Genomic DNA, 12689 nt, shown 5'->3' with positions numbered 1-12689 from the left:
CAGTGCACGCGATCGGTGTGAGCACGTGGGTGTGGACGTCGCCGTTGCGCGACGCGACCCTCGCCGAGTTGGCCGCGCGGGTGGCCGGCTGGGGGTTCGACGTGCTCGAACTCCCGGTGGAGCAGGTCGGCGACTGGGACCCGGCGCGGGCCGCGCGGGTGCTGGCCGACCACGGGCTCGCGGCCGCCGTGTGCCTGGTCATGCCGCCGGGCCGGGAGCTGGTCGCGGCGGACGCCGCGACCGTCGCGGCCACCCAGGACTACCTGCGGCGGGTCGTGGACGTGGCGGCCGAGGTCGGCTCGGCCGCGATCGCGGGCCCGGCCTACGCCTCGGTCGGCCGCACGTGGCGGATGACGGACCGGGAGCGGCACGACCGGCTCGCCGAACTGCGCGACAACCTCGCCCCGGTGGTCGAGCACGCCCGCGCCGCCGGCGTGCGGGTGGCCGTCGAACCGCTCAACCGCTACGAGACCAGCCTGCTCAACACGATCGGCCAGACCCTCGCCGCGCTCGACGGCCTGCCCGTCGACGGGTGCGGCGTCGCGGTCGACGTCTACCACCAGAACATCGAGGAGAAGCACGTCGGCGACGCGATCCGGTCGGCCCGGGACCGGATCGCGCACGTCCAGGTGTGCGGCAACGACCGCGGCACGCCCGGCGACGACCACCTGGACTGGGCCGACGTCGTCGCCGCCCTCGCCGAGGCCCGCTACACCGGGCCGCTGTGCATCGAGTCGTTCACCGGCGAGAACGCCAGCATCGCGACCGCCGCGTCCATCTGGCGACCGCTCGCGCCCACCCAGGACGCGCTCGCCACCGACGGCCTGAGGTTCCTGAAGGAGGTGATCGGCACCCGCTGACCGCCCGTCACCCGAAACACACCGGCGCCGGCACGCCGGGCGGAACAGAAAGCGTGTGAAGAACAGTGAGAACCCCTGTATTCCGCTCGCCCAGGGTCTTCGCCCTGGTGCTGGCCGCCCTCGTCGTGGCCGGGCTGCTGCCCGCGACCGCGGCGGCCCACCCCGGCCACGACGCGCCGGCCGAGTTCCGCGCCCTGCTGTTCACCAAGACCGCCGCGGGCGCCTACCGGCACGACTCCATCCCCGCCGGTGTGGCGATGGTCGAGAAGCTCGCCGCCGACCACCACTTCGAGGTGGTCCACAGCGAGGACGCCAACCAGTTCACCGACGAGAACCTGTCCGGCTTCGACGTCGTCATCATGCTCCAGAACGGCGGCATGGTCTGGGACACCGACGCCCAGCGCGCGGCCGTGAAGAAGTTCGTCAACAACGGCGGCGGCATCGTCGCGGTCCACAACGCGACCGACATGAACATCGAGTCGTCGTTCCCGTGGTGGGACGACTTCGTCAACGGCGGCGCGCACATGACCGCGCACTCCGCCAACGGCCTGACCGCCACCTCCTACCAGGTCGACGAGGTGCACGAGTCGACCAAGCACCTGCCGGACCGCTGGCAGAAGGCCGAGGAGTGGTACAACTTCAAGCCCAGCATGCGCGGCAAGGTCCACCCGCTGGTCGAGGTCGACGAGAAGACCTACGACCCGGGCTCCGAGGCCATGGGCCACGACCACCCGATCAGCTGGTGCCGTGACGCCGAGGGCGGCCGCGTCTGGGCGACCGGCATGGGCCACAACGCCGCCGACTACACCGAGTCGAACTTCGTCGCGCACGTCCTGGGCGGCATCCGCACCGCCGCCGGCGTCGTGCCGTCGGACTGCGGCGCCACCGTCGACACCAGCTTCGAGAAGGTGACGCTGGACGACAGCACCCGCGCGCCCACCACGCTCGACATCGCGCCGGACGGCCGGGTGTTCTTCACCGAGCTGCTCGGCCAGATCCGGGTGCACGACCCCGCCTCCGGCGCCACGTCGACCGCGCTGTCGCTGCCCGTCTACAGCGGCGGCGAGGACGGCCTGGTGTCCCTGGCGCTCGCGCCGGACTTCGCCACCAGCAACCACCTCTACGCGTACTACTCCCCGGCGGGCAACGCCGAGATCAACCGGCTGTCCCGGTTCACCGTCGAGGGCGACGTGATCCGCCCCGACAGCGAGAAGGTCCTGCTGGAGGTGCCCGCCTCGCGCCGCGAGGAGCCCGGCCACACCGGCGGCTACCTGGAGTTCGGCCCCAACGGCAACCTCTACGTGGGCGTCGGCGACGACACCAACCCGTTCCAGTCCAGCGGGTACGCCCCGATCGACGAGCGCCCCGGCCACGACCTGTTCGACGCGCAGAAGACCTCGGCCAACACCAACGACCTGCGCGGCAAGATCCTGCGCATCCACCCGGAGCCGGACGGCACCTACACCATCCCGGCGGGCAACATGTTCGCGCCGGGCACGGAGAAGACCCGGCCCGAGATCTACGCCATGGGCTTCCGCAACCCGTTCCGCTTCAACGTCGCCTCCGACGGCACGCTCTACATGGCCGACTACGGTCCGGACGCCGGCGGGGACAACCCCTCGCGCGGTCCCGGCGGCCTGGTCGAGTGGAACGTCATCAAGGAGCCGGGCAACTACGGCTGGCCTTACTGCGTCGGCAACAACACGCCGTTCAACGACTTCGACTTCGCCACCAACACCTCCAAGGCCAAGTTCGACTGCGCGAAGCCGGTCAACGACTCGCCGAACAACACCGGCCTGACGAACCTGCCCGCCGCCAAGGCCGCCGACGTCTGGTACGGCAACGGCGCCGAGGGCGACGAGTTCCCCGAGATGGGCACCGGCGGCGAGGCGCCCATGGCCGGCCCGCGTTACGAGTTCGACCCGAACCTCCAATCGGACGTGAAGTTCCCCCAGTACTACGACGGCAAGCCGTTCTTCTACGACTGGGCGCGCAACAGGTTCTGGACGTTCTCGCAGGACGACCAGGGCGGCCTGCTCAAGATCAACGAGTGGCTCAAGAGCGTCACGACGCTGGCCCCGATGGACATGAAGTTCGGCCCGGACGGCGCCATGTACATCGTGGAGTGGGGCGGCGGCTACGGCCGGGACAACCCCGACTCCGGCATCTACCGGATCGACTACACCCAGGGCAACCGGCGACCGACCGCGAAGGCGACGGCCACGCCGTCCTCGGGCCAGGCCCCGCTGCCGGTCGAGTTCTCCGGCACCCAGTCGACCGACCCGGAGAACACGCCGCTGAGCTACGCGTGGACGTTCGGCGACGGCGGCACGTCCACCGAGGCCGAACCGACCCACACCTACCAGTCCAACGGCGTCTACAACGCGCAGCTCACCGTGACCGACGCGTCGGGCAAGAGCGGCGTGACCAACGTGCAGGTCACGGTCGGCAACACCGCGCCCGCGGTGAGGATGACCGCACCGGTCGACGGCGGGTTCTTCGACTTCGGCGACAAGGTCGCCTTCGACCTCGACATCACCGACCCGGAGGACGGCGAGCCGAACTGCGCCAAGGCTGTCCTGCAACCCGCGCTCGGCCACGAGGCGCACGCCCACCCGATCGACCAGATCAACGCCTGCGAGGGCGAGTTCGCCACCCTGGTCGACGAGGGCCACGCCGACGCGGACATCTTCTACTCCGTCGACGCGTCCTACACCGACGGCGGCGCGGGTGCCCTGCCGCCGCTGGTCGGCCGCGACCTCGCGGTGATCCAGCCCAAGCACAAGCAGGCCGAGTTCCACCAGCAGTCGTCCGGGGTCCTCGTCACGGCCGACGCGGCCGCCGAGTCGGGCAAGCGGGTCGGCGACCTCGGAGACGGCGACTGGATCGCCTTCGAGCCGGTGAACCTGCACCAGATCGACCGCGTCACCGCACGGGTGGCGTCCACGGCCGCCGGCGGTTCCATCGAACTGCGCAAGGACTCGCCGACCGGCGACCTCCTGGCCACGATCGCGGTGCCGGCCACCGGCGGCCTCGACCGGTACGCCACCGCGCCCGACGTCGCCGTCACCGACCCCGGCGGCACGTTCAAGCTGGTCGCGGTGTCCCGCGGCCCGGCCAACCAGTTCACGCTCGACTCGTTCACGTTCATCGGCAAGGGCGTGTCGGTCAACGCCGCGCCGCACGTCGTCGTCACGGCCGACCCGGCGACCGGCACCGCGCCGTTCACCACCAAGCTCACCGCGACGGCGACCGACGCGGAGAACGACGCGCCGTTCACCTACGCGTGGGACCTCGGTGACGGCACGTCCGCGACCGGCACCACGGTGCAGCACACCTACGCCGCGAACGGCACCTACCAGGCGTCGGTCACCGTCACCGACACCGCGGGTCGGTCCAAGAAGGTGTCCACGCCGGTGGTCGTGCGCAACGCGCCGATGCCGCCGATCACCTGCGCCGACCCCGGCCGGGACGTCCCGGTGAACGACGAGTTCGACGGCGACCGGCTCGACGGCTGCCGCTGGGACGCCGTGGTGCGGCCGGACCTGGGCTCGATGCGGGTGGCCGGCGGCCTGCTCAGCATCGACACCCTGCCCGGTGACATCAACGGCGGGTCCAACGACAACCCGCGCAACTTCGTCCTCCAGGACGCGCCCGACGGTGACTGGACGATCGAGACGCGGATGGCCGCGCCGGTGGTCGAGCAGTGGCAGCTCGCCGGGTTCATGGTGTACGCCAACGACGACGACTACGTGAAGTTCGACGTGGTCGCGCGCAACGCGCCCGGCCAGGCCGTGACGCTGGGCGCGGAGCTGGTGGCCGAGAACAACGGCCAGTTCGGCTCGGGCGGCAACCGGGCCCTGGCCATCGGCACACCGGAGAGCGGGTGGTGGCACCTGAGGCTGAAGAAGGCGGGCAACAGCTACAGCGCCGAGATCAGCGACGGCGGCACCACGTGGACGTCGCTGGGCGACCCGGTCACCAACGACGTGCCGGACGCGAAGTTCGGCCTGATGGCGATCGGCCCGTCGCAGACCAACGGCCCGGTCACGGTCGACTTCGACTACTTCCGCGTGTCGGGCGTGGACACCACCGCGCCGGAGGTCACCGCGACCGTCGACCCGGCCCAGCCCGACGGCTCGGGCGGCTGGTGGACCACCTCGCCGACCGTGACGATCACCGCGGTCGACGCCGGTTCGGGCGTGGCGAGCACGGAGTACCGGGTCGACGGCGGCGACTGGCGGCCCTACACCGCGCCGGTGCGGGTGACCGGGGACGGCACGCACGCGGTGGAGTACCGGGCCACCGACGTGCGGGGCAACCGGTCGGCGGCCGGTTCGGTGTCGGTCAAGGTCGACGCGAGCGCGCCGGCGGTGAAGGTCACCGGGCTGCACGACGGGGTGAGCTACGGCCACGCCGAGGACCGGGTCGTCGCGTGGCAGGTCGACGACACCGTCTCCGGGGTCGCCTCGGTCACCGCCGCGCTCGACGGCAAGCCGATCACGTCGGGCACGAGCGTCGCGCTGCACACGCTCGCGCTCGGCGCGCACGCCCTGACCTTGACCGCGACGGACAAGGCGGGCAACAAGCGGGACGTGGTGGTGTCGTTCACGGTCACCACCTCGTTGCCCGACCTGCAGGCCCTGGTCGACCGGTTCGCGGCGGAACGGCGAATCCCGTCGTCCACCGCGCGCGGGCTCGACCGCGACCTGGACGACGCCCGCCGGCTGCTGTTCGACGGCAAGACGGCCAAGGCGATCGACAAGCTGGAGGGCTTCCGCACCTCGGTCTCCCGCAAGGTGGGTGACCGGACCGTGCGCGACCTGCTCGTCGCCGACACCGACGTGGTGATCGCGGCGCTGCGCGGGCAGGTGAGGTAGCCGAGGGCAGTGGCCGGAGCCGGTGTGGCTCCGGCCGGCTGGACGTGGGGGCGGTTGCCGGACCGCACCCCACCCGGCCGGTGCCGGGACGTCCGCGTCCCGGCACCGGCCGGTGACCGGATTCGTGAGTGAGCGGGCGGAGGAGGGTGGCCAATGACGGACGAACCCACCGGGCTGTGGCTGATGGGGGCACGCGGATCGGTCGCGACGACGGCGACGAGCGGGCTGCTGGCGTTGCGGGCGGGCCTGGCGCCGCCGACCGGGTGCGTCACCGAACGACCGGAGCTGGCCGGTGTGCCCATGCCGGGCTGGCACCACCTGGTCGTCGGCGGGCACGACGTGGTCGACACACCGCTGCTCAAGCGCGCCGAGCAGCTCGTCGCCGGCGGCGTGCTGCCCCACCGGCTGCTCGCCGCCGTCGCGGACGGCCTGAACGCGGCCGACGCCGAGATCCGCCCCGGCTACCACCCCGTGACCCACCGGGGCAGCCAGGCGGAGGCGGCCCGCCGGCTCGCCGCCGACATCACCGACTTCCGCGAGCGGCACGGCCTGGCCCGCGTGGTCGTGGTCAACGTGTCCTCGACCGAGCCGCCGGTGCCGGTCGCGCCGGAGCACGGCGACCTGGCCGCGTTGGAGCAGGCCCTGGCCGACCCGGCGCGGTCGGTGCTGCCGCCCAGTTCGGTGGCCGCGTACGCGGCGCTCACGGCCGGGTGCCCGTTCGTGGACTTCACCCCGTCGACCGGCGTGGCGTTGCCCGCGTTGGACGAGCTGGCCCGCCGCGAACACCTGCCGTACGCGGGACGTGACGGCAAGACGGGGGAGACGCTGCTCAGGACCGTGCTCGCGCCGATGTTCACCGCGCGGGCGCTGCGGGTGCGGTCCTGGTCGGGCACCAACCTGCTCGGCGGCGGTGACGGCGCGACGCTGGAGGACCCGGCGCACGCCGGCAGCAAGCTGGAGTCCAAGGCCCGCGGGCTGGCCGTGTTGCTGGGCGAGGGCGTCACCGCACCGCTGCACATCGACAACGTGCCCGACCTCGGTGAGCAGAAGACGGCGTGGGACCACGTGTCGTTCGAGGGGTTCCTCGGCGCGCGCATGTCCCTGCAACTGACCTGGACGGGGCTCGACTCCGCACTGGCCGCGCCGCTCGTGCTGGACCTGACCCGGCTGGTCGCGGCGGCCCACGCGGCCGGCCGGGTGGGCGCGTTGGGGGCGCTCGGCTTCTTCTTCAAGGACCCGCTGGGCAGCGACGAGCACCGGTTCGCCGAGCAGACCCGCGAGCTGTACCGGTGGGCGGGGGAGTTGGCGTGAGGGCCTACGCGGAGCTGGTCCGGGCGCCGGCCGCGCTGACCGTGCTCGGGGACACCCTGGCCGGTGCGGCGGCGTCCGGTGCGCCGTTGCGCGGCAGGCGCTTGCTGCTGCCGCTGTCGTCGGTGGCGTTGTACTGGTCCGGGATGGCGCTCAACGACTGGGCGGACCGCGCGCTGGACGCGACCGAACGCCCCGAGCGGCCCATCCCCTCCGGCCGGATCAGCCCACGTGCCGCGCTCACCACCGCCACCGCGCTCAGCGCGGCCGGATTGGGGTTGGCCGCGTGGGCGGGCGGCCGTGACTCGCTGGCGGTCGCGGTGCCGTTGGCGGCGGCGGTGTGGTCCTACGACACGGTCCTGAAGGACACCGCCGCCGGACCGCTGGCGATGGCCGCGTGCCGAGGGCTGGACGTGCTGTTGGGCGCGGGCCGGGAACGGGCGGCGAGCGCGCTGCCCGCGGCCGCCGTCATGGCCGGTCACACCCTCGGCGTCACGGTGTTGTCCTGCGGCGAGGTGCACGGCGCGGCGGCGGGCACGGCCAAGGCGGTGCTCGGCGGCACCGCGGCGACCACCGCGGCCGTCCTCGCCCGACCGGGCCGGACCTGGCGGGACCGGTTGGGCGCGGTCGTCGGCGCCGCCGCGTACGCCGCCACGGTCGGCCGCGCCCAACTGGCCGCCGTGCGCGACCCCGGCGCGACCGCGGTCCGCTCCGCCACGAAGACCGGTATCCACGGCATGGTGCCGTTGCAGTGCGCCCTCGCGGCCAGGGGCGGTTCGCCGCGCGCCGCCGCGGCGCTCGCGCTCGTCCTGCCCCTCGCCCGCGCGTTGAGCCGGAAAGTAGGCCCCACATGACGTTCTACCTCGGCTACGGCACGAACGGGTTCGCCAACCACCGGTTGGACGACGCGCTCTCGGTGATCGCCGACCTCGGCTACACCGGGGTGGCGCTCACGCTCGACCACCACCACCTCGACCCGTTCGCACCCGATGTCGGCCGGCAGGTCAAGAAGGTGGCCGCCCGGCTGGACAGCCTGGGCCTGGGCGTCGTGGTGGAGACCGGGGCGCGGTTCCTGCTCGACCGGCGGCGCAAGCACCACCCGACCATGGTCAGCGACGAGCAGCACGTCCGGGTGGACTTCCTGCTCCGGGCGCTGGAGATCGCGGCCGACCTCGGCGCGGACTGCGTCTCGTTCTGGTCCGGCATCGTGCCCGCCGGCGTGGACGACGACGAGGCGTGGCAGCGGATGAAGGCCGGTGTCACCGCGGTGCTGGACGGCGCGGCCCGGCACGGCGTGCCGCTCGCGCTGGAGCCCGAGCCCGGCATGCTGGTGGAACGCCTCGACCAAGCGCTGCGACTGCGCGAGGAACTCGGCTCGCCCGCCCTGCTCGGCATCACCCTGGACGTGGGCCATTGCGTCGCGGTCGAACCGCGTGACGCCGCCGACTGCGTCCGCCGCGCGGGCGACCTGCTGCTCAACGTGCAACTGGACGACATGCTGCCCGGCGTGCACGAGCACCTGGAGTTCGGCGAGGGCTCGCTGGACCTGCCCGCCACCCTCGCCGCGCTGGAGGAGATCGGCTACACCGGGCTGGCCGCCGTCGAACTGCCCCGGCACAGCCACGCCGCACCCGAGGTGGCACGCCGGGCCCTGAGCGCGCTGCGAGCCGCGCTACCGCACCCGTGGCTGGCCGACGCCGTGCGCTCGGTGCGGTCGGACCCGACGACCGTCCGCACGCTCTTCCCCGCGGTCGGCCGGAAGGTCGGCCGCACTCCGGTGAGCCCCGACTCCGACCCGCACGGTGTCGTGCGCGGAACCGTGGACGACCGGGCCCGCACCAGGCTGCTGGCGGCCCTGGCCGCGGTCACCGGGCCGGAGGAGCTGGCCGCCGAGCTGACCGACCTGTACCGCCACGGCGACGACGCCGAACGGCGCGGTGTCCTGCGCGCGCTCGCCTCCGTGGGCGACGAGGTACCCGAGGCCGGCGTCGACCTGGTCAAGGACGCGTTGCGCAGCAACGACACCCGGCTGGTCGCGGCGGCACTCGGGCCGTTCGCCGCGACCCACCTCGACGCGCACACGTGGCGGCACGGCGTGCTCAAGTGCCTGTTCCTCGGCATTCCCCTCGCCGCCGTGGCCGGGCTCGACCGGCGCGCGGACGCCGAACTGGAGCGCATGGTCGCCGCGTTCGCCGAGGAACGCCGGGCCGCCGGGCGGACGGTGCCCGACGACGCGCTCTACCTGCTGAGGAGCCAAGACTGATGCGCATCTTCGACCCGCACATCCACATGACCTCCCGCACCACCGACGACTACGAGGCGATGCACGCCGCCGGCGTGCGGGCGGTGGTCGAGCCCGCGTTCTGGCTGGGCCAGCCGCGCACGAACGTCGGGTCGTTCACCGACTACTTCGACTCGCTGATCGGCTGGGAGAGGTTCCGGGCCGCGCAGTTCGGCATCCGGCACCACTGCGCCCTCGCGCTCAACCCCAAGGAGGCCAATGACCCGCGCTGCGCGCCCGTGCTGGACGTGCTGCCCCGCTACCTCGAGAAGGACGGCGTGGTCGCGGTCGGCGAGGTCGGCTACGACTCGATGACCCCGGAGGAGGACGAGGCGTTCGCGCGCCAGTTGGAACTCGCCATCCGCCACGAGCTGCCCGCCCTGGTGCACACGCCCCACCGGGACAAGGCCGCCGGCACCGCGCGCACGCTCGACCTCGTCCGCGAGTCCGGACTCCCGGCCGAACGCGTGCTCGTGGACCACCTGAACGAGACGACGGTCCGCGCCGTGGCCGACTCCGGGTGCTGGATGGGCTTCTCCATCTACCCGGACACCAAGATGGACGAAGAGCGCATGGTCGCCATCCTGCGCGAGTACGGCACCGACCGGGTGCTGGTGAACTCCGCCGCCGACTGGGGCCGGTCCGACCCGCTCAAGACGCACAAGACCGGCCTGGCCATGCTCGCGGCCGGGTTCGACGAGGCCGCCGTGGACCAGGTGCTGTGGCGCAACCCGCTCGACTTCTACGGCCAGAGCGGACGGCTCGTGCTCGACGACGTCACGCCGGGGGAGACCTTCGCCGGCAACTCCGTGCTGCGGGGCGAGCGCCCGTGACGCCCATCGCCTACTGCACCAACGTCCACCCGGCCGAAGACCTGGCCGGGGTGGTCGCGCAGCTGGACCGCTACGCCGTCCCGGTGCGCGAGGAGCTGGGCGCGGACGTGCTCGCGCTCGGCCTGTGGCTCGCCGAACCGGTCGCCCGCGGCCTCGCCGAGGACCCGGCGGCCCGACTCCGGCTGGCGGGCGAGCTGCGGGCCAGGGGACTGGAGGTGAGCACCCTCAACGCGTTCCCGTACGGCGGGTTCCACCACGAGGTGGTCAAGCACTCCGTCTACCACCCGACTTGGACCGACCCGCGACGCCTGTCGTACACGATCGCGTGCGCCACCGCCTTGGCCGACCTGCTGCCCGACTCCGCGTCCTACGGCAGCATCTCGACGTTGCCGCTGGCCTGGCGCGAGCCGTGGACGAGCGACGACGACGCGGGGGCGCGGGACTCGTTCGACGAGCTGACCCGGTTCCTGCGCGCGCAGGCCGCACGGCACGGTCGGCCGATCAGGCTCGCCGTCGAACCGGAGCCGGGGTGCGTGCTCGACACCGTCGCCGACGCGGTCGACTGGCTGGCCGGCCGCGTCGACCACGACCACGTCGGCCTCTGCCTCGACACCTGCCACCTCGCCGTGTCGTTCGCCGACCCGGCGGAGGCGGTCGCGGCGATCCACCGCAGCGGGCTGTCCGTGGTCAAGGTGCAGGCGTCGGCCGCCCTGGAGGTCGCCGAACCGGGCACGGACGAGGGCCGCGAGGCCATCGCCGCGTTCGTCGAGCCCCGCTACCTGCACCAGGTCCGCGAGAACGCGCCCGAGGGCGTGCTCGCGGCCGACGACCTGCCCGAGGCGCTCGACGACCTGCCCGCCACGCACCCGTGGCGGGTGCACTTCCACGTGCCGCTGCACGCCCGCCCCGCCGCCCCGCTCACCTCCACCACCGACGTGCTGCTGACGGCGGTCGAGGCGGTCCGGGCGGGCGCGGGCGCGATGCCGCACGTCGAGGTCGAGACCTACACCTGGACCGTCCTGCCCGGCGCGGGCCCCGACCTGGCCTCGGGCATCGCCGCCGAACTGCGCTGGGCGACCGACCACCTCGCGAACGGAGCGTGACATGAACCCCCTGGTGGTCATCGACGTGGTCGGCCTGACACCCGCCCTGCTGCCGCACATGCCGAACCTCGCCCGGCTCGGTCGCCGGGGCTGGCAGGCCGAGCTGGGCACCGTGCTGCCCGCCGTGACGTGCAGCGCCCAGTCCACGCTGCTGACCGGGCTCACCCCGGCCCAGCACGGCATCGTCGGCAACGGCTGGTACTTCCGCGACCTCGGCGAGGTCCACCTGTGGCGCCAGCACAACCGGCTCGTGCAGGGGGAGAAGCTGTGGGAGACCGCCCGCCGCGCGCACCCCGGCTACCGCGCCGCGAACATCTGCTGGTGGTACGCCATGGGCGCCTCGACCGACATCACCGTGACGCCGCGCCCGATCTACCACGCCGACGGCCGCAAGTCGCCCGACGCCTACGTGCGCCCGCCCGCGCTGCACGACGAGCTGGTCGGCGAGCTCGGCGACTTCCCGCTGTTCCAGTACTGGGGACCGACCGCGGCCCTGAAGTCCAGCGAGTGGATCGTGGGCGCGGCCCGCCGCGTGCTCGCCTCCGAGCGGCCCGACCTGCTGCTCGTCTACGTGCCCCACCTCGACTACGACCTCCAGCGGTTCGGCCCGTCCGGTCCGGAGGCGGCTCGGGCGGCAGCCGAGGTGGACGCCGCCCTCGCCCCGCTCCTGGCCGACGCGGACGCGGCCGGCGCGACCGTCGTGGCGCTGTCGGAGTACGGCATCACGGAGGCGCGCCGGCCGGTGGACGTCAACCGCGCGCTGCGCCGGGCCGGGCTGCTGGAGGTCTACACCCAGGCCGGCATGGAGCTGCTGGACCCGTGGACCTCGCGCGCCTTCGCCGTGGCCGACCACCAGCTCGCCCACGTCTACGTCGCCGACCCGGCCGACGTGCCCCGCGCGCGGGCGGTCCTGGCCGACCTGCCCGGCGTGGACGCGGTGCTCGACCGGGAAGCACAAGCGGCCGTCCACCTCGACCACGAGCGCTCCGGCGAACTGGTCGTCGTGGCCGAGCCGGACGCCTGGTTCACCTACTACTACTGGACCGACGACGACCGCGCCCCGGACTTCGCCCGAGGCGTGGACATCCACCGCAAACCCGGCTACGACCCGGCCGAGCTGTTCTTCGACCCGGCCGACCGGCTGGCCAAGGCCAAGGCCGGCCTGAACCTGGCCCGCAAGAAGCTGGGGCTGCGTTACGCGATGAACGTCGTGCCCCTCGACCCGACCTGCGTGCGCGGCAGCCACGGCCGGCTCCCGGACCGTGCCGCGGACGGCCCGGTGCTGTTGTGCTCCAGCCCTGTCGTGCCGGACACCGTGGAGAAGACGGGCCGGATCGCCGCGACCGACGTCCGCGACCTCCTGCTCACCCTGCAAGGGATCGCGACACCCGCCCGCTGAGCCGACCTGCCGTGTAACGGGATCG

Annotated in this window: 8 protein-coding genes; all 8 read left to right on the top strand. The window is 73.2% G+C overall.

From position 1 onward, the window contains the following. Positions 1-2: 2 nt before the first annotated feature. The 8 genes from LZG04_RS16055 to LZG04_RS16015 all read left to right on the top strand — a co-directional run bounded on the left by LZG04_RS16055 (position 3) and on the right by LZG04_RS16015 (position 12664). Complete coding sequence (locus tag LZG04_RS16055; protein ID WP_233817705.1) at positions 3-860, top strand: sugar phosphate isomerase/epimerase; 858 nt, start codon at positions 3-5, stop codon at positions 858-860. Between the two features lie 65 nt (positions 861-925). Next, a complete protein-coding gene (locus tag LZG04_RS42565; RefSeq protein ID WP_308199116.1) occupies positions 926-5740 on the top strand; it encodes a ThuA domain-containing protein in 4815 nt (1604 codons plus the stop codon). 153 nt (positions 5741-5893) lie between these two features. Beyond that, positions 5894-7051 carry an inositol-3-phosphate synthase gene (locus LZG04_RS16040; protein WP_233817703.1) on the top strand — a complete coding sequence of 386 codons (1158 nt, stop codon included), beginning with the start codon at positions 5894-5896 and terminating at the stop codon, positions 7049-7051. Beyond that, complete coding sequence (locus LZG04_RS16035; RefSeq protein ID WP_233817701.1) at positions 7048-7902, top strand: SCO3242 family prenyltransferase; 855 nt, start codon at positions 7048-7050, stop codon at positions 7900-7902. The genes LZG04_RS16040 and LZG04_RS16035 overlap by 4 nt, the downstream gene beginning before the upstream one ends. After that, positions 7899-9311 carry an EboA domain-containing protein gene (locus tag LZG04_RS16030; RefSeq protein WP_233817699.1) on the top strand — a complete coding sequence of 471 codons (1413 nt, stop codon included), beginning with the start codon at positions 7899-7901 and terminating at the stop codon, positions 9309-9311. Before LZG04_RS16035 ends, LZG04_RS16030 begins: the two co-directional genes overlap by 4 nt. Then, on the top strand, positions 9311-10162 hold the full coding sequence (locus LZG04_RS16025) for a TatD family hydrolase (protein ID WP_233817697.1): 852 nt from the start codon (positions 9311-9313) through the stop codon (positions 10160-10162). Before LZG04_RS16030 ends, LZG04_RS16025 begins: the two co-directional genes overlap by 1 nt. Then, positions 10159-11265 (top strand): metabolite traffic protein EboE, encoded by a 1107-nt coding sequence (eboE, locus tag LZG04_RS16020; RefSeq protein WP_233817695.1) that lies wholly within the window; start codon positions 10159-10161, stop codon positions 11263-11265. The genes LZG04_RS16025 and eboE overlap by 4 nt, the downstream gene beginning before the upstream one ends. 1 nt (position 11266) lies before the next feature. Next, positions 11267-12664: an alkaline phosphatase family protein gene (locus LZG04_RS16015; RefSeq protein WP_233817693.1), complete on the top strand. Its 1398-nt coding sequence runs from the start codon at positions 11267-11269 to the stop codon at positions 12662-12664. Positions 12665-12689 lie beyond the last annotated feature (25 nt).

The sequence above is a fragment of the Saccharothrix sp. S26 genome (assembly GCF_021390395.1).
GTDB lineage: Bacteria > Actinomycetota > Actinomycetes > Mycobacteriales > Pseudonocardiaceae > Actinosynnema.
This window is presented reverse-complemented; position numbering and strand designations above follow the sequence as displayed.